The sequence below is a fragment of the Noviherbaspirillum autotrophicum genome, from assembly GCF_000818395.1.
Taxonomy (GTDB): Bacteria; Pseudomonadota; Gammaproteobacteria; order Burkholderiales; family Burkholderiaceae_D; genus Noviherbaspirillum; species Noviherbaspirillum autotrophicum.
The window spans coordinates 844,914-863,312 of record NZ_JWJG01000028.1 but is presented as its reverse complement, the minus strand read 5'-3'; the positions used below and the strand labels follow the sequence as shown (position 1 = coordinate 863,312).

Sequence of the window (18,399 nt, the reverse complement as noted above, 5' to 3'; positions counted from 1 at the left end):
TCTGTCTCCTCCTGTCGGGTTGGGGCGTCATCTGCGCCTTTTTGTTCACGATTTTAAATCAGCGATTGACGTCGACGACCAGTCGCCCGCGCACCCGTCCGGCCAACAGATCTTGCGCCTTGGCGACGGCGTCGGTGAGCGCGATTTCCTGGGTGATCTTGTCCAACGCAACAGCATCGAGTTCGGCCGCCAGGTTCTGCCATGCGGCCAGCCGCCTTTGCTTCGGTGCCATTACGCTGTCGATGCCGATCAGCTTCACGCCGCGCAGGATGAACGGCGCGACCGAGGCCGGCAGGTCCATGCCCTGCGCCAGCCCGCATGCGGCCACCGTGCCGCCATACCGGGTCTGCGCCAGCGCATTGGCCAGCGTATGCGAGCCGACCGCGTCGACCGCGCCGGCCCAGCGCTCCTTTTGCAGCGGCTTGCCGGGCGAGGACAGCTCGGCCCGGTCGATCACGTCGGCGGCGCCGAGCGCCTTCAGATAATCCACTTCTTCCGGCTTGCCGGTGGACGCCACGACGCGGTAGCCGCGGCGCGCCAGAATGGCGATCGCAATGCTGCCCACGCCACCCGATGCGCCGGTCACGAGAATGTCGCCTGCCTCTCGCGTTACGCCCTGCTCCTGCAGTGCCATCGCGCACAGCATCGCGGTGTACCCGGCGGTGCCGATGGCCATCGCGCTTCGGGGCGACATGCCTTGCGGCAGTGGAATCAGCCAATCCCCCTTCAGGCGCGCACGCTGTCCGAGGCAGCCCATGTGCGCTTCGCCGACACCCCAGCCATTGAGCACGAATGTGTCGCCGGCCTTCCAGTCGGGATGCGACGATGCGATCACCGCGCCCGCGCCGTCGATGCCCGGCACCATCGGCCACTTGCGCACCACCGGCGACTTGCCCGTAATGGCCAGCGCATCCTTGTAATTGATGGTGGAATAGTCGATGCGGACGGTGACGTCGCCTTCCGGCGGCAGCTGCGCGTCGTCGAGCTGGGCCAGTCTTGCATCGGTCGTGCCGTCGTCTTTTTTATTGAGCAGAATCGCAGTGAACATGGAAGACCTCCAGAAAGTTGGGTAGGAAGGGCCCGTTACCGGAACCCCTCCCCCCTTAGAACCGTGCGTGCGACTTTCACCGCACACGGCTCAGGCATAACAAAAGCTCTTATACAAAAGCCGGTTTAACAACTTTCAAATCAAGGTTGTGGACCCGCACGTGACAAGTCGGATGCAGAAGTACGCGATTTCCAAGAGCATCGGAGCCGCCCTCCATACGATATTCAATATGGTGGTCATGCCAACCTGTGTCCATGTCCATCTCGTGCCCACATAAGGCACACAAGCCGCGTTGGTCGACGTACAGTTTTGCCCATTCCGTCCGGTAGCGCATCTTGTTAAGCATACGTTCCTGCCGGAGAGTTTCACCGTACATTTCCCATTGCTGATCGTAAGGGTGGTAATCCCCTTTGACCTTCCTGTGTCGCTCGATGGGTGTGCTCGATAGCGAGTACAACTCCACCGTGCTTTTACTGCCATCCGCTATTTTCACGGTCGCTGCAAACACCCATTTCCGATCCCCAACTGGCTGCCAATATTTCCTGCGAATCCAGTCAGCACTCTTCTTTGGATGCCTGCGTTTCGCCCAGCGCCAGAGTCGCCATTGAATCAGCCACTCCAAGCGCGAGAACGTCTCCTTGGCAACTACCGGGCTGTGATAGTGCGCCCAACCCCGTAGCATCGGGTTCAGCAGGCGAATCAGATCCTCCTGCTTTACCATCAAATGGTCACCGATGACTTTCTTGACCTTATCATAAAACGTTCGCACGTTTTTCTGACTCGGTTTGATCAGCAGCTTCTCCGAATACTTCCGGAAATGCCACCCCAGAAAATCGAAGCCTTGGTCAATGTGCACGATCCGCGTCTTGGCAGCCGATAGACGTAATCCCCGCTCGGCGAGAAAAGCATCTACCCATGACCTGATCTCGGTTTCCAGCAGCTCTTGTGAAGCGCCGGTTACAACGAAATCATCTGCATACCGTATCACACCCACTTTCAGTTTCTTGGCATTGGTCGGCCCCCACTTTGCATCAAGATGCTTGATGAGTCCCGTTTCCAAGCCATTCAGCGCCCAATTCGCCAGAGCGGGACTTGCGATCCCGCCTTGAGGCGTTCCTGCCGTGGTAGCTACCAACTGCCCCCGGTCTACCACACCGGACTTCAGCCATTTCCGGAGGATCGATTTGTCCATGCATACATGGTGGACCAGCCATTGATGGTTCAGATTGTCGAAAAAACCTTCGATATCCGCATCCAATACCCATACTGCCGAAACTTTCCGGGACATCTTCACGAATATCTGGGCCATCGCATCGGCAGTGCAGCGGTTTTTCCTGAACCCGTACGAGTTCGGATCGCTCACCGATTCCAGTACCGGATCGAGTGCCAGCAGATGCAGCGCTTGCATGGCTCTGTCACGCATGGTCGGAATGCCCAAAGGGCGTTCCTTGCCATTCGATTTTGGAATCCGCACCCTCCGTAATGGCAGGGGACGGTACCGATGCTTCTTCAACCGGGCAATCGCAGCGAACTTCTGCTGCGGTGTGTCCCACAGCTCGCGGTCGACTCCCGCCGTCCGTTTGCCTTGATTCTCGGTCACTCGTTTGACAGCCAGTGCTTTCGCGCTAAACGAGCGGGTCAGCATCCGTTGCAGGGCTTTCACCCGGCGCCAGTTGCCTTCCTGTGTCGCCTTCGCTAGACGGTGCTGCAAGACTCTCACGTTCTTTTGGACTAGGCGCCAGTTGATGGACATCCAGTCTTCCGGAGCGCGCGAGGACGCAGAACCGACCTCACTTCGATCAGTTACTCTCATGCTGAACCTCGGATAGTTGATGCCCGCCGAGGACGCATGCTCCCCCCGAAGGGAGAAACAGCGTCCCTTCGGGGCGGTTGAACTAAGGACTGCTACTTCAAAGTACTGAGTCGATGCAGCTGCTTACGACTGTTACACCAGATGGAAGTGGGCACCCTTTCAGGTCAGGACAAACCTGCAAATCCCTATCCGGGCCATTACAGACCGGCATTTGCTTTTTCCATCATCCTCTACCCGCTAGATCGACAGCTTCCCTTGCGGGTTGCTTGCCCTCTCGCCATCGACTGGCGAGGTGGGGCGAACTATCGGGCTTACCACGTTCCCTGCTATACCGACGCGCCCAACTGCGACGCGACTAACCGTTTAGGGTCTGACTTTCCCCCGGTGGTTTAATGACGACGTATTCCCAACTCCTACGGGAATAACCAACCACACACCTTTTGGTTCAGGCCGGCAGCAGCTTGGGCCTGTCAATCGTTACGAGGGTTCACACATCAGTTCACGTTACGTTACCCATGCGGCATTAGCCTAGCCTCTCGACCACCTTGCTGCTGGCAGTGTCTATCGAATCATTCACATGAAATCGATAACGCTTTCGCGTGAGTACATTGTCCCCAAGGCTTCACACCCCGCTGTTACCAGCGACGCATGCTTGGGTAGGCTACGAATGGTCGTACATTTGGTCGTGGCACCTGATATCCCAACTTCGAGATAACTCGGACACGACAAGGTATGGCAGAGCTTTGCGCTCAATTGCAGGTAAGATCCAAGAGTACTTTGCCGTGCGGGTTCACGGCGAAAGCGTCTTCCCATCCGGTAAGATGGAATCTGACGAAAGGTTGATTTTCCTCAGGTATGAGAAAAACGCCCAGTCGCCTTTGCGCTACATTTTCCGCCCTTTTTGAAACCAAATCCCAAGCGGACACCCCTATCATCCCGGTGGCATTGCTGCCACCTTACGGGATGCACAACCTTCACTTGGACCCATGAAGGTCATACCTTCTTTGGCTGGCAGTACAGGACAAGCTTGGCCAGCCAGTGACTATCCCCTTAAAATTCAAGGAGTTAGTCACTCTCGAAAGGCCTAGTTTTTAGAGAGGGGAGCAGGCGTCCTCTCCGGGTGACTCGATGTCACCCGATTGAGCGCGACACGATGTCGCACAGGAGCTTCGATTATAGTTCGCGGCGAAACATGACGTCTTGATATGAAAATGACGCGCCGCCTTTGCAGAGGGCGCGTCATTGCATGCGTGAAAGGAACGGCTTACTTGACCGATGCGAACTTCGCTTCGAGCGCCTTGGCATCGATTGCGCCAGGGATGCGCGTGCCGTCCGTAAAGAAAATGGTCGGCGTGCCAGTCACCTTCAATTTCTGGCCGAGTGCCAGAATCTTGTCGTTGGGCGCGGTGCAATTGGCTGGCGCGCTGGCGGATGCCTTGCCTTTCAACATCCATTCATCCCACGCCTTCGACCGGTCGGACGAACACCAGATATCGCGCGACTTGACTGCCGAATCCGGGGACAGGATGTTGTACATGAAAGTGTAGACCGTCACGTTGTCCATATCGGCAAGCGTATGGCGGAAACGCTTGCAATAGCCACAGTTGGGATCTTCGAATACCGCAATGACGCGCTTGCCATTGCCTTTCACGGTCTTGATGGCCGAGTCGAGCGGCAGGTCGGAAAACTTGATCTTGTTGATTTCGTCAAGGCGGGCCTTGGTCTGGTCGGCCATGGTCCTGGTATCGATCACGCGGCCGACGAACAGGTACTCGCCCTTGGCGTCGGTGTACAGGATGTCGCCGCCGATGCGCAGCTCATACAAGCCGGCATACGGGGTCTTGGTAATGGAATCAATCTTGACGTCCTCGCCCAGGCGCGGCTCGATCGCTTTCTTGATCGCCGCGTCCTGTGCCGTGTCGGCCAGGGCTGTTGCCGCAACCATCGCCAGCAGCGCGGATGCCAAAAATCTGATCGGTTTATTCATGTCTGTCATTCTTTCCTGGAGTGTTATAGCCGGCGTCCCAGTGCCTGGGAAATCAAGTGCCGCTTTATGACCGGTAATTTATTTACCAAGTTCAAGCCTATATTACGCGCAACGCGCAATGGCTCGAAATCGATGGAGAACAAGCGCTCCAGGCCGTCCGTTGCCAATTGCATCAGCAGGATGTCTTCCTTGCGCGCACGCGCATAACGCCCCAGCACCCGTTCGTCACCGCAATCGCGATGCGCCTCGCGCTCGGTCACGGCCTTGACCAATCCCGCCACGTCGCCAAAACCGAGGTTCATCCCATGCCCGGCCAGCGGATGCACCACATGGGCGGCATCGCCCACCAGCGCCACGCGCGGCGCGATCAGCGAATGCGTGCGCAGCAGCGTCAGCGGAAAAGCCTTGACCAGCTCCGGCTGCAGCGGGCGCAGCTGGCCCAGCTGATGCCCCGGCAAATCCGACAGACGCTGCGCCAAATGCGCGAGCGGCTCGCGCAGCAGCGTGTCGGCCAGCGGCTCCGGCGCCGACCAGACCAGGGAAACCCGCTGCCCTGGCAATGGCAGCAGCGCAATGATGCCATCGGAAGACGTGAACCATTGATAAGCGACGCCGTGATGCGGCTTGTCGCATTCGAAATTGCTGACGACGCCGCGCTGCCCGTAGGAGCGGTAATCGATGCCGATATCGCACTGGCCACGCACCCAAGACTGCGCGCCATCGGCGCCCACGACAAGCGATGCTTCGATCACATCGCCGTTGTCGAGCCGGACCCTGGCCATCTGCGCATCGGCCTCAAGGCCCACCGCGCGACCGGCGACCACGCGCATGTTGGGCGCGAACTTGAGCGCCGCGTCCATGGCGGCATTCAAGTTCCGGTCTTCCACGATCCACGCCAACGCCCCGGTACGCGCGCCGTAGGCATCGAATCCCAGCTGCCCGGCTTGTGCGCCGTCACCCTTGATGTCCATGGCATCGACCGGTGCCACCCGGGCGGCATCGAGCGCATCCCAGACCCTGAGCGACGTGAGCAAATCGTGCGCGGTGTGGTTGAGTGCATAGACACGCACGTCCCATGATGCCTGCGCATCAGACGGTGCAGCGGCGGGGCTGAGCAAGGTAACGCTCAGTCCTGCCTGAGCAAAAGCCAGCGCGGCGGCCTTGCCGACGGCGCCATTGCCAATAACGCAAATATTGCTTTGAAATTGCATAAAGCGGAAACCCTGTGGGGAAAGCGGACGGTTCAGGCCATTATAGCGGTTATGGTTTATTTGATTGCATGCAGGACTTGCATATTTCAACAGGCTTGCTATACTTGCGCGTCTTGGCCCGGTAGCTCAGTTGGTAGAGCAGAGGATTGAAAATCCTTGTGTCGGTGGTTCGATTCCGCCCCAGGCCACCAGAATTAAGGGCTTAGCTTCGGCTAGGCCCTTTTTCTTTTCGAATCACTCCTTCCTTGCGCCGCAGCCATCCCACTTCTGGCCTGCATTATTTCCTGCGTGGAACTAAGTTGCCTTGCGTCACGTCATAGCCTTGTTATAGGCAAGTGCACTGTCAAGGAAGCATCATGGCGCAATCCAAAAGAGCAAGGAAACAGGAGCGACGGCATCCGTCGGAGCATTCCCGGAATGCGGCGCAGCCGCATCACGAGGAACATGCGCCGGAGGCGCAGGCCAGCGATGCGCACGACGCAGTTGCTTGCCACCTGCCCGCAGTCGTCGCCGGCAGGCAGGAAAACTCGGCCGAGCAGGACAGTGGCCAGTCAAGCGCCTTGACACTCATCGCGCGACCCAGCGCGACAAAAACGGCTCAGGCGACGAAACATGGCCTCCCCAGCGCCGCCAAGGCCGTTCTCATCAGCATTTGCCTGACTGCGGTTGTCGTTCTCTCGCTCGGCGCGCTCAAGTCCAATCGGCATGCCGTGCAAGTGGGGCAGGCTGCGGCAGCTGTCCCATTGCTTGCCGCCATGCCGGAGTCCGGCGCGAGCAGCGCCGCAGTCGAAAAAAATGCGCCACCACGCAAAACGAAGATCGCCGCCAAACACTCGAATCACGCCGACACTACGGCGAGCAAGCCGGCGATGGACAAGAAGCTAGCTCAGGTGCATACGCGGCAACTGATGGCGGACGGCGCAAAGAAAAAACCGGCGACCACTCTCGCAAAGTCCCAGAAGAAGTCGCTTGAAGAGCAGCCGCTCCTCGCGCAAAACAGCGTGGCACTAAGCCAGTCAACCGGCGCACCGGACCGCTATGCGCAATGCCAGGAAATGGGCAACTTCTTCCGGCGCGAACAGTGCAAGTGGCAAGCCTGCAACGGCAAATGGGGAAAGGACGGCTGCCCGTCATACGCAAGCGACAACCGGGAATTCAACTGACACTGCAACGGGCCGCCATCCGGCCAGCGTTCTCGCCCGTTCAATGAGACTGCTTGACGCCAAGCGTCATCAGTTCCCGCGCCACCTTGACGCAGGCATCCACATGCTGATAGCCGATCACACGGAATGCGGCAAAACCGAGCGTGGCCGATGCGATCTGCCCGGCGACCGGGACGATCTTCGCGGTGTACTTCAACATCGCCTTCATGCCGGCGCGCTTGAGCAAGTGCGTGACCAGTTCGCGCGTGACCAACTTTCCGACCAGTACGCTCCCCATGCCGGCGACAACTTCGTACACGAGCACCCTGCTTTTCGGCTGCAGGCGCCCGATCTGCTCCGGCGTGAGTCCAAATTCGACGTTGATTTCCTCGATCAGGTTAACCAGCAGGCCGAGGTCGGTCGCGAGATCGAGCCCTGGAATCGGCACCACGGACACTCCGGCCGACACGGCTGCGCGCCGCGTTACGAGACGCCGGCACTTCGTGCGCACGGCCTCGATGTCCTTCTCGGTCGACGGCACCAACGTCCAGTCATCTCGGGGTCGCTTGCCAAACGCACTAAACGGATTCATGTTCATGGCCACCAGGCAGTGTGACTGTTCAGACAATACCGATTGTAGCGCCGGCGCGGCGATAATATGCCGAAAATCGGCCACGCCTATGGATTGAAATGCACCATGAGAATTGCTGTCATTGACAATACCCCCGAGCAAGCAGAACTGGTACACCAGGCACTGGCGTCGGGAGGGCATGCCTGTACGTTGCATGCCAGCGGCGTGAAAGGGCTCGCCCCGGTGCTGCCTGAGGACGCAGATCTGCTGATCATCGACTGGCAAGCGCATCCTTCCTCGACGCCGGATGTGGTACGTGCAATACACGGCAGCCGCCCCGCCCTGCCGATCTTGCTGCTCGTCGGGCGAGCCGATGAAGACGGTCTGCTCGCCGCGCTGGCCGCCGGCGCCACCGATTATCAGGTAAAGCCGCTGCGCCGCGGCGAACTGGTCATGCGCGTGCAGACATTGCTCAAGCGCGCCTACCCGCAGCGGCAAGCTGATGTGACTGTCCGTTTCGGCAACTTCGCATTCGATGCAAACACATGCCGCCTGGCGCTCAACGACGTACCGCTCGATGTGACGCAGAAAGAATTCGCACTTGCACTGCTGTTTTTCCGCAATCTGGGACGCCCGCTGTCGCGCGCCTATATTCAGGAAAACGTCTGGTCACGCGAAGCCGACGTACCATCACGCACCATGGACACGCATGTATCCCGCATCCGCAACAAGCTGGGTTTGCGTCCGGAAAACGGCTTCCGGCTGGCCCCCGTCTACAGCTTCGGATATCGGCTGGAACAATTGGCCAGGTGAACCTGTTGCGCGGAACACACTCGAAGCATTCGCACGCAGGCGGAAATGCGTGTCATGCTGTTTTGGCAATGGCAACACCCTGCTTATGCCTTTCAGCAACAAGCGTATAATATTGCGCTGAAATCCGGGAATAAATCGATATCCGAATGCAGCTCCTAGCCGTTGGCCTCAACCACACCACTGCGCCTGTTTCGCTGCGCGAAAAGGTGGCCTTCCCCGCAGACCAGATTGGTCAAGCGGTGGCGTCGGCCCGTGCCTGGTTCAGCCGCGGCGCCTCCAGCGCCTCCAGCGATGAAGCTGCGATTCTATCGACCTGCAACCGCACCGAATTGTATGCCGCCAACCATATTCCCGGCGGCGTCGAGGCGGCAATCGACTCCACTGCGCACTTCCTCGCGCAATATCACAGTCTGCCGTACGCAGAACTGCGCCCTTATTTGTACACGCTGCCGCAGGAAAACGCGGTGCGCCACGCATTCCGCGTCGCGTCCGGCCTCGATTCCATGGTGCTGGGCGAGCCACAGATCCTCGGCCAGATGAAGGATGCGGTGCGTCACGCGGAAGCCGCCGGCGGGCTGGGCACTTATCTGCACCAGATGTTCCAGCGCACCTTCGCCGTCGCGAAAGAGGTGCGCACCACGACCGAAATCGGCGCGCACAGCGTGTCGATGGCGGCGGCAGCCGTGCGACTGTCGCAACGCATTTTCGACAAGATCTCGCAGCAGAACGTGCTGTTCATCGGCGCGGGCGAAATGATCGAGCTGTGCGCCACCCACTTCGCGGCGCAAAATCCGAAGACACTGACCATCGCCAACCGCACGCTCGAGCGCGGCGAGGCGCTGGCCCATCGCTTCAACGGCCAGGCAATCCGGCTGGCGGAGCTGCCGGACCAGCTGGCGAAATACGACATCGTGGTCTCCTGCACGGCATCTTCTCTGCCGATTATCGGCCTGGGCATGGTCGAGCGTGCCATCAAGGCGCGCCGCCACAAGCCCATGTTCATGGTCGACATCGCCGTACCGCGCGATATCGAATCGGAAGTCGGCCGGCTTGACGACGTCTTCTTGTACACCGTTGACGACTTGGGCGCGGCGGTGCAGACCGGCCTGGAAAACCGCCAGGCGGCAGTCGCGCAAGCCGAAGCGATCATCGAAACACGCGTGCAATCCTTCATGCACTGGATCGACAGCCGCGCCGTGGTGCCGGTGATCCAGGACTTGCGCGAAACCAGCGAGGCCATCCGCATGGCCGAACTGGAACGCGCAAAGAAACTGCTCGCCAAAGGCGAAGACATCGACGTCGTGCTGGACGCCCTGTCGAAAGGCCTTACCGCCAAGTTCCTGCACGGTCCGCAACAAGCCCTGCACAATGCGCAAGGCGATGAACGCGCGCGCCTCGCGGCCTTGTTGCCGCAACTGTTCCGCACCAAGCGCTAGCGCCCTTCTCACGCTTCCCGTAGCGGAGGCACTGGCAGTTGCGGCGGTTCCACGCCGCGCTTCACCCCGCCACGATCTCACCCCTCGGAACGATATGAAACCTTCAATGCTTGCAAAACTCGACCAGCTTACCGAACGGCTGGAAGAAGTGAATAACCTGCTGATGCAGGAGGGCATTACCGCCGACATGGAGCAGTATCGCAAGCTCACGCGCGAACACGCGGAACTCGGCCCGCTCGTCGCCCTGTACCAGGACTACGTGAAGGCCGGCGAAGACATCAAGGCAGCGCAGGACATGCTGTACGACCCGGACATGAAGGAACTGGCGCAGGAAGAAATCACGAATGCCAAGGCGCGCATCGAGCAGCTTGAACTCGACCTGCAAAAGATGCTGCTGCCAAAAGACCCGAACGACGAGCGCAACATCTACCTCGAAATCCGCGCCGGCACCGGCGGCGACGAAGCGGCGCTGTTCGCCGGCGACCTGTTGCGCATGTACACCCGCTATGCCGAACGCAACCGCTGGCAGGTCGAGATGGTGTCGGAGTCGCCGTCGGAAATCGGCGGCTACAAGGAAGTCATCGTGCGCATCATCGGCTTCGGCGCCTATTCGAAACTGAAGTTCGAATCCGGCGGCCACCGCGTGCAACGCGTGCCGGCCACCGAAACCCAGGGCCGCATCCATACCTCGGCCTGCACGGTGGCGGTGATGCCCGAAGCAGACGAAGTCGAAGATGTCGACATCAATCCGGCCGATATCCGCATCGATACCTTCCGCGCCTCCGGCGCGGGCGGCCAACACATCAACAAGACTGACTCGGCAGTGCGCATCACCCACATCCCGACCGGCCTCGTAGTCGAATGCCAGGACGACCGCAGCCAGCACAAGAACAAGGCGTCCGCCCTGAAAGTGCTGGCCGCGCGCATCAAGGACATGCAGCTGCGCGAGCAACAGGCCAAGGAAGCGGCGACACGCAAGTCGCTGATCGGCTCGGGCGACCGCAGCGAACGCATCCGCACCTATAATTATCCGCAGGGGCGCATGACCGATCACCGCATCAATTTAACGTTGTATAAGCTCGATTTCATCATGGACGGCGACCTGGAAGAACTGACCAGCGCGCTGGTGGCGGAACACCAGGCCGAGTTGCTGGCGCAGCTGGGCGAAGAGGCGTAAGCTGCGGCCATTGCAAAAAGGGAACTATTTCTTGCGGGACTGACTCCAAGGCCATGCTCCATCACCACCAGGAAAAAATGAAAACCTCCAAACCCGTGTTACTGGCTGCCGGCATCATTGCGCTTTCGCTGGTCGGCTTTGCGCTCTACCTGCAGCATGTCAAAAACATGCTGCCCTGCCCGCTGTGCGTGATTCAGCGCTATATCTTTGTCGGCCTGGCGCTGGTGTGTTTCATTTTCGCGGCGCTGCCACGCGCCTTGACCCGCCTCGGCGCGGCGCTGGGCGCGCTGGTCGCCCTGTCCGGCGTGGGCGTGGCAAGCTGGCACCTGTGGGTAAAAGCGCATCCCAGCGTCTCCTGCGGCATCGATCCACTGGAAACCTCGCTGAACAAGATTCCTACCGCCGAGCTGCTGCCGTACGTGTTCAAGGCCGACGGCCTGTGCAGCACCGAGTACGCCCCCATTCTCGGCCTGCAGACGCCGAACTGGTCGCTGATCTGGTTCTCAATCTTCGCGCTGGTCCTGATCTGGGCAGCGCTGCGGCAAAGCCGCTGAATCGCCCCCTTATCATGACGGACACGATGCCCCATCCGTCCCGCTCCTTCATGCTTGCGCCCGGCAGCACGATTGCCGACGCGCTGCGCAGCGCGCCGCTTGCCGCACTCGACGCGCGCATCCTGCTGGGCCACGCGCTGCGACTGACGCGCGTGCAGCTCATTACGCAATCGCAGCGCGTGCTTGGCGCCGATGAATGCACGCTGGCATCGGCGCTGTTTCAGCGCCGGCTCGACGGCGAGCCGATCGCCTACATCGTGGGCGAGCGCGAGTTCTACGGTCTGATGCTCTACACCACACCGGACGTGCTGATCCCGCGCCCGGAGACCGAATTGCTGGTGGAGTTGGCGCTTGAAAATGCCGCCAACGGCGCACGCGTACTCGACCTGGGCACCGGATCTGGCGCGATTGCCATCGCCATCGCCAATTCTCTGCCGGGCGCTGCAGTCAGCGCGATCGACAGCAGCGCCGCGGCGCTTGCCGTCGCCCGGCGCAACGCGGCACGCCATGGCGTGAATGTCGAATTCCTGCAAAGCGATTGGTACGGCGCCGTCAGTAGCCGACAGTTCGACATCATCGTCTCCAATCCCCCCTACATCGTCGCGGGCGATCCGCATTTGTCGCAAGGCGATTTGCGTTTCGAGCCGGTGGGCGCGCTCACGGATCATGCGGACGGGTTGTCGGCGCTGCGCCAAATCGTTGGCGGCGCGCCGCATCACCTGGCTCCCGGCGGCTGGCTGCTGATGGAGCATGGCTACGACCAGGCGCCTGCGGTGCGCGACCTGCTCGCGGCGCAAGGCTTTCAGGAAGTACAAAGCTGGAAAGACCTGGCAGGAATCGACCGCGTCAGCGGCGGCCGCCGGTAACACCCGCGCACAACCGTTTTCAGCCCTGTCAAGACTGACGCTTTCGCATAAATTGCGTATCATCATCCGCTTGATTTTCTTCATTCCGATTTCTCATGCTGCCATCAATCGAACAACGCCTTGCCGTTGAACTTGCCGCCAAGCCGGCGCAAGTCGCCGCCGCCGTCGCCCTGCTGGATGAAGGCGCCACGGTGCCGTTTATTGCGCGCTACCGCAAGGAAGCCACCGGTGGACTGGACGATATCCAGTTGCGCCTGCTGGAAGAGCGGCTGCGCTATCTGCGCGAGCTGGAAGACCGGCGCGCCGCGATCATTGCGTCGATCGAGGAACAAGGCAAGATGACGCCGGAACTGCTCGATACGATCGTGCATGCCGAGGACAAGACCCGGCTGGAAGACCTGTATCTGCCTTACAAGCCGAAGCGCCGCACCAAGGCGCAGATCGCGGCCGAAGCAGGACTTACCGAGCTGGCCGACGCGCTGCTGGCGAACCCGTCGCTCAATCCCGAGGAAGAAGCGGCCAAATACCTGAAGCCAGCCTTCACCACCACCAACGGCGACAATCCGGGCGTACCCGACGCCAAGGCCGCGCTCGATGGCGCGCGCCAGATCCTGATGGAACGCTTCGCCGAAGACGCCACGCTGCTGCAAGCCCTGCGCGAATTCCTGACCGAGCACGGCGTGGTCGAGTCGAAGGTCGTGGAAGGCAAGGAAGATGCGGGCGCGAAGTTCGCCGACTACTTCGATTACTCGGAAACTATCGGCACCATTCCGTCGCATCGCGCGCTCGCTCTGTTCCGCGGCCGCCGCGAGGAAGTGCTGACGGTATCGCTGCGCCTGGACAGCGAAGAAGAAAAGCCGAAATGGGATGCGCCGCACAATCCGTGCGAAGGCCGCATCGCCGCGCGCTTCGGCATCGCCAATCGGGGCCGCCCGGCGGACAAATGGCTGGCGGATACGGTGCGCTGGGCGTGGCGCGTGAAGGTGTTCATGCACCTCGAAACCGAGCTGATGACAAGCCTGCGCGAGCGCGCCGAGGCCGAAGCGATCAATGTCTTTGCGCGCAATTTGAAGGACCTGCTGCTTGCGGCTCCCGCCGGTCCGCGCGCCACCATGGGCCTCGATCCTGGCCTGCGTACCGGCGTCAAGGTGGCGGTGGTGGACGCAACCGGCAAGGTGGTCGATACCGCGACGATCTACCCGCACCAGCCGCGCAACGACTGGCATGGATCGATCCATACGCTGGCGCTGCTGGCGGCCAAGCATAACGTTGCCCTCATCTCGATTGGCAACGGCACAGCGTCGCGCGAAACGGACAAGCTGGCGCAGGACCTGATCAAGCAGCATCCGGAACTCAAGCTCACCAAGATCGTCGTGTCGGAAGCCGGGGCCTCGGTCTATTCCGCCTCCGAATACGCCTCGCGCGAGCTGCCGGAGCTGGACGTGTCGCTGCGCGGCGCGGTATCGATCGCACGACGCCTGCAGGATCCGCTGGCCGAACTGGTGAAGATCGATCCGAAGTCGATCGGCGTCGGCCAGTACCAGCACGACGTGGGCCAGACGCAGCTGGCGCGCTCGCTCGACGCGGTGGTCGAGGATTGCGTGAATGCCGTCGGCGTCGACGTCAATACCGCTTCCGCACCGCTGCTGGCGCGCGTGTCGGGCCTGAGTTCGAGCGTGGCGCAAAGCATCATCAACTACCGTGACATGAAAGGCATGTTCAAGTCGCGCGCCGAGCTGCGTGCGGTGCCGCGCCTAGGTGACAAGACGTTCGAACAGGCCGCCGGCTTTTTGCGCATCATGAATGGCGACAATCCGCTCGATGCGTCCGCCGTGCACCCGGAGTCGTATCCGGTCGTCGAAAAAATCCTGGCCGACATCAAGAAGGATGTGAAGAGCGTGATTGGCGACGGCAAGGCATTGAAGTCGCTCAATCCGGCGAAATATGCTGACGACCGGTTCGGCGTGCCGACCATCACCGACATCATCAAGGAACTGGAAAAACCGGGCCGCGATCCGCGTCCGGAGTTCACGACCGCGACCTTCAAGGAAGGCGTGGAAGACATCAAGGACCTGCGCCCGGACATGATCCTGGAAGGCGTGGTCACCAATGTCGCCGCCTTCGGCGCGTTTGTCGACATCGGGGTGCACCAGGATGGGCTGGTGCATATTTCCGCGCTGTCCAACACTTTCGTGCGCGACCCGCATAGCGTCGTCAAGGCCGGACAGGTGGTCAAGGTCAAGGTGCTGGAAGTCGATGAAAAGCGTCGCCGCATCGCGCTCACGATGCGCCTGTCCGATACGCCGCCGCCGGCAGGCGCTCGCCCCGAACAGCGCGCTGATCGCAACGATGCGCGCCGGATGACGCAGCATCAGCAGCAAGCGCGCCAACCGGCGGCGAACAACGCGATGGCAGCAGCGTTTGCGAAACTCAAGGGCTAGCGCGGACTTGTTTTTTGCCATTCGAGAGGAACGGTGCCGGTGACCGCACCTTTCCCCTCATGGACTTTCGCTTTCCTTTTTAACATGCATTCGGCTGCAATATTTGGCAGCAGAGGGCGGCACCCCTGCCCGCTTTTCCCTATAATGAACGCGTTGTGAACTTTTAGAGGTAACGCCATGAGCGACGTACAAAATTGGATCAAAGAAACCGTAAGCCAGAACCCGGTGGTGCTGTTCATGAAAGGCACGGCTCAGTTTCCGCAATGCGGTTTTTCCGGCCGCGCAGTGCAGATTCTGAATGCCTGCGGCATACAGAACATCATCACGGTCAATGTGCTGGAAGACGCGGAAGTCCGCCAGGGCATCAAGGAATTCTCCAACTGGCCGACCATTCCGCAGCTGTATGTGAAGGGTGAATTCATCGGCGGCGCCGACATCATGAGCGAGATGTTCGAATCCGGCGAACTGCAAAACTTGCTGAAGTCCTGAGCAAGCCCGATTTCGCCACCGCCCTCTTGCATCCCATGCCCGCGGCGAAACGGCTGATCGTTGCCATTACCGGCGCCACCGGCTCGGTGTACGGCGTGCGCCTGCTGCAGGTATTGCGCGAGCTGGGTCAGGTCGAAACGCATCTGATGGTCTCCGACGCCGGCGTGCTCAACCTGCATCAAGAGCTGGACATGGGCCGCAAAGAGGTCGAAGCGCTGGCCGAGGTGGTGCACAATGTGCGCGACATTGGCGCCGCGATAGCGAGCGGCTCGTTTCAATCGGCAGGCATGGTGATCGCGCCATGCTCGATGAAAACGCTCGCTTCAGTAGCGCACGGCTTATCGGACAACCTGATCGCACGCGCGGCGGATGTCGTTCTGAAGGAGCGACGGCGCCTGGTGTTGATGGTGCGCGAAACGCCGCTGAACTTGGCGCACCTGCGCAACATGACAGCGGTGACTGAAATGGGCGGCATCGTCTTTCCTCCGCTGCCCGCTTTCTACCAGCGCCCGCAAACCATTGCCGAAATGGTCGACCACACAGTCGGGCGCGTGCTGGACCTGTTCGATATCCCGCATGTGCTGGCGTCGCGCTGGAGCGGGATGAAGACGGGAGACTAATTCCGCGCTGTTGCCGCTAACGCGCCGCTTTTACGGCATCAGAAAGAAAAAACCCGCGATCATCAGACCGCGGGTTTTTTTATTGGTGCCGGCTGCAGGACTCGAACCCGCCACCTGATGATTACAAATCAACTGCTCTACCAGATGAGCTAAGCCGGCAAAACTTGAACGACCCGTATTGTACTTTATTTGATCCGGGTTAGCGTTGGTCGCCCGCCTTTTTTTGACGGGCCGCCATGGTCGTCGGGGTCGGTCGTTGATGAGGCCGTTTCCTGCTCTGAGGAGGGAGCTGCGGCTAGTGCAGCTCCTTTTGCCGCATCGCCACTCCCCCCCTCGGATTCATCGCCTGCAGGTAACGGCGAAACTTCAAACGCCATTCCCTGGCCATTCTCGCGCGCGTAGATGGCAACCACATTTTCTACTGGGATCGAAATATCGCGTGCGACACCACCAAAGCGGGCATGGAAATTAATGTAATCGTTCTCCATCTTCAAGCCGCTTGTGGCGGTGAAGCTGATGTTAAGAACAATCTCCCCATTCTTTACAAATTCGCGCGGCACACGCGTATTGGTATCCACCATTGCTGCAAGATAAGGTGTGTACCCATTATCCGTACACCATTCATAAATGGCGCGCAGCAAATAAGGTTTGGTCGAGATTTCAGACATAATTTCTGGCCGGAATGGAGTTGACGTCACTGTATCCATGCATTGCGTGACAACGCGGGGATACAGGACACAGTCTGCCGATTATCGGCGCATAACCTTTTCGGACGGCGTCAGCGCTTCAATATACGCCGGACGCGAGAAAATGCGCTCAGCATATTTCATCAGAGGCGCGGCAGTCTTGGATAGTTCGATTCCATAATGATCCAGGCGCCATAACAGCGGGGCAATCGCCACGTCGAGCATCGAAAATTCGTCGCCCAGCATGTACTTGTTCTTCATGAACAAGGGCGCCAATGTCGTCAGGCGATCACGAATTTCTGCACGAGCTTTTTCATGCAGCTTTTCTGCCCCCTTCGATTTATCGTTTTCCAGTGTATGAACATGGATAAACAATTCTTTCTCGAAGTTAAAGAGCATCAGTCGCGCACGGGCGCGCATGAGCGGATCAGCCGGCATCAACTGCGGATGCGGAAAACGCTCATCAATATATTCATTGATGATATTGGATTCATACAGAATCAAGTCGCGCTCGACTAGGATCGGTACTTGTCCATACGGATTCATTACCGAAATGTCTTCCGGCTTGTTGAACAGATCAACATCGCGGATCTCGAAGTCCATGCCTTTTTCAAACAGGACTAAGCGGCAGCGTTGCGAAAATGGGCAAGTGGTGCCCGAATAGAGAACCATCATATGCAGTTCCTTAGAAACAAAGGGGGTGAGACGTCATACGGCTCACCCCGAAACAAACGCCCGCCATTCAAGAGAACGACGAGCAATACTTTTTTATTTAACGTCTTTCCAATAGGAAGCGTTCAAGCGCCATGCGAGCACAGCAAAGATGCCAAGGTACAACAGTACCCAAACACCCAACCGCTTGCGCGTATTTTGCGCAGGCTCGCCCATCCATTCAAGATAACCGACCAGATCGGCAACAGCATTGTCGTACTCGGTCTTTGTCATCTTTCCCGGCTTCACTTGTTCGAATCCTTCGAACTTGTGAATGGTTTTACCTGCCTCGTGCGGATCTTTTTCCTCGACGAATTTGGCGCTATTGATGCCCTGCAATTCCCACATCACGTGCGGCATGCCGACGTTCGGGAACACTAAGTTGTTCCAGCCGGTCGGGCGGGAGTCATCCTTGTAGAAGGTACGCAGGTAGGTGTACAGCCAGTCCGCGCCGCTCCCTGCTTCGGATGACTTTGCACGAGCGATGACCGACAGATCGGGTGGTGCCGCGCCAAACCATACCTTGGCGTCTTTGGGTTGCATCGCCACCTTCATCAGATCACCAACCTTATCCGAAGCGAAGAGCAGGTTGTTCCTGATCTGCTCTTCGGTCAGGCCGATATCCTTCAGCCGGTTGTAACGCATCGCAGAGGCGGAATGGCAGTTCAAGCAGTAGTTCACGAAAAGCTTGGCGCCATTTTGCAGCGCTGCCAGATCCTTGGTGCGGTCCGGTGCGTGATCGAGCGAAGGGCCTCCCTCACTCGCCAACACCAGCGCCGGCACCAGCGCCAGAGCCGCAATCAGTTTTTTCAGAAATGTCATGATTCTCTTATC

The 18,399-nt window shown here is 59.5% G+C and carries 17 protein-coding genes and 2 tRNA genes; 10 read left to right on the top strand and 9 right to left on the bottom strand.

The features are described 5' to 3' along the window. Window positions 1-58: 58 nt before the first annotated feature. From acuI to TSA66_RS05295, 4 genes are all read right to left on the bottom strand, one after another. Window positions 59-1,048 (bottom strand): acrylyl-CoA reductase (NADPH), encoded by a 990-nt coding sequence (gene acuI, locus TSA66_RS05310; protein WP_040039286.1) that lies wholly within the window; start codon window positions 1,046-1,048, stop codon window positions 59-61. Window positions 1,049-1,157: 109 nt separating this feature from the next. Then, window positions 1,158-2,861, bottom strand: coding sequence for a group II intron reverse transcriptase/maturase (gene ltrA / locus TSA66_RS05305; RefSeq protein WP_040039285.1), 1,704 nt, complete (start codon window positions 2,859-2,861; stop codon window positions 1,158-1,160). Window positions 2,862-4,125: 1,264 nt separating this feature from the next. Next, window positions 4,126-4,848, bottom strand: coding sequence for a DsbC family protein (locus tag TSA66_RS05300; RefSeq protein WP_040039284.1), 723 nt, complete (start codon window positions 4,846-4,848; stop codon window positions 4,126-4,128). 23 nt (window positions 4,849-4,871) lie between these two features. Beyond that, a complete protein-coding gene (locus TSA66_RS05295; protein ID WP_040039283.1) occupies window positions 4,872-6,059 on the bottom strand; it encodes a UbiH/UbiF family hydroxylase in 1,188 nt (395 codons plus the stop codon). Window positions 6,060-6,174: 115 nt separating this feature from the next. Here TSA66_RS05295 and TSA66_RS05290 point away from each other — a divergent pair. Then, window positions 6,175-6,250 (top strand) — tRNA-Phe (locus tag TSA66_RS05290). A 165-nt stretch (window positions 6,251-6,415) separates the two neighbouring features. Further along, window positions 6,416-7,222, top strand: coding sequence for a hypothetical protein (locus TSA66_RS05285; protein WP_040039282.1), 807 nt, complete (start codon window positions 6,416-6,418; stop codon window positions 7,220-7,222). Window positions 7,223-7,262: 40 nt separating this feature from the next. On the opposite strand, the gene TSA66_RS05280 is transcribed toward TSA66_RS05285, so the two are convergent. Further along, a complete protein-coding gene (locus tag TSA66_RS05280) occupies window positions 7,263-7,793 on the bottom strand; it encodes a hypothetical protein (RefSeq protein ID WP_052452621.1) in 531 nt (176 codons plus the stop codon). Between the two features lie 105 nt (window positions 7,794-7,898). Between TSA66_RS05280 and TSA66_RS05275 the strand changes: the two genes are divergently transcribed. From TSA66_RS05275 to TSA66_RS05240, 8 genes are all read left to right on the top strand, one after another. Further along, window positions 7,899-8,585, top strand: a complete 687-nt coding sequence (locus TSA66_RS05275) for a response regulator transcription factor (RefSeq protein ID WP_040042216.1) — start codon at window positions 7,899-7,901, stop codon at window positions 8,583-8,585. Between the two features lie 146 nt (window positions 8,586-8,731). Then, window positions 8,732-10,021 (top strand): glutamyl-tRNA reductase, encoded by a 1,290-nt coding sequence (gene hemA / locus TSA66_RS05270; protein WP_040039280.1) that lies wholly within the window; start codon window positions 8,732-8,734, stop codon window positions 10,019-10,021. A 94-nt stretch (window positions 10,022-10,115) separates the two neighbouring features. After that, window positions 10,116-11,198 (top strand): peptide chain release factor 1, encoded by a 1,083-nt coding sequence (prfA, locus tag TSA66_RS05265; protein WP_040039279.1) that lies wholly within the window; start codon window positions 10,116-10,118, stop codon window positions 11,196-11,198. A gap of 77 nt (window positions 11,199-11,275) precedes the next feature. After that, on the top strand, window positions 11,276-11,752 hold the full coding sequence (locus TSA66_RS05260) for a disulfide bond formation protein B (protein ID WP_040039278.1): 477 nt from the start codon (window positions 11,276-11,278) through the stop codon (window positions 11,750-11,752). A gap of 26 nt (window positions 11,753-11,778) precedes the next feature. Next, window positions 11,779-12,618: a peptide chain release factor N(5)-glutamine methyltransferase gene (gene prmC, locus TSA66_RS05255; protein WP_232429408.1), complete on the top strand. Its 840-nt coding sequence runs from the start codon at window positions 11,779-11,781 to the stop codon at window positions 12,616-12,618. A 95-nt stretch (window positions 12,619-12,713) separates the two neighbouring features. Next, complete coding sequence (locus tag TSA66_RS05250; RefSeq protein WP_040039277.1) at window positions 12,714-15,059, top strand: Tex family protein; 2,346 nt, start codon at window positions 12,714-12,716, stop codon at window positions 15,057-15,059. 177 nt (window positions 15,060-15,236) lie between these two features. Continuing rightward, window positions 15,237-15,548, top strand: coding sequence for a Grx4 family monothiol glutaredoxin (gene grxD, locus TSA66_RS05245; RefSeq protein WP_040039276.1), 312 nt, complete (start codon window positions 15,237-15,239; stop codon window positions 15,546-15,548). A 35-nt stretch (window positions 15,549-15,583) separates the two neighbouring features. After that, a complete protein-coding gene (locus TSA66_RS05240; protein WP_040039275.1) occupies window positions 15,584-16,168 on the top strand; it encodes a UbiX family flavin prenyltransferase in 585 nt (194 codons plus the stop codon). 83 nt (window positions 16,169-16,251) lie between these two features. On the opposite strand, the gene TSA66_RS05235 is transcribed toward TSA66_RS05240, so the two are convergent. The 4 genes from TSA66_RS05235 to TSA66_RS05220 all read right to left on the bottom strand — a co-directional run bounded on the left by TSA66_RS05235 (window position 16,252) and on the right by TSA66_RS05220 (window position 18,387). Then, a tRNA-Thr gene (locus TSA66_RS05235) sits at window positions 16,252-16,327 on the bottom strand. Window positions 16,328-16,353: 26 nt separating this feature from the next. Then, window positions 16,354-16,836, bottom strand: a complete 483-nt coding sequence (locus TSA66_RS05230) for a ClpXP protease specificity-enhancing factor (RefSeq protein WP_040039274.1) — start codon at window positions 16,834-16,836, stop codon at window positions 16,354-16,356. 81 nt (window positions 16,837-16,917) lie between these two features. Further along, window positions 16,918-17,529, bottom strand: coding sequence for a glutathione S-transferase N-terminal domain-containing protein (locus TSA66_RS05225; RefSeq protein WP_040039273.1), 612 nt, complete (start codon window positions 17,527-17,529; stop codon window positions 16,918-16,920). 93 nt (window positions 17,530-17,622) lie between these two features. After that, window positions 17,623-18,387, bottom strand: coding sequence for a cytochrome c1 (locus TSA66_RS05220; protein WP_040039272.1), 765 nt, complete (start codon window positions 18,385-18,387; stop codon window positions 17,623-17,625). Between the last annotated feature and the right edge of the window lie 12 nt (window positions 18,388-18,399).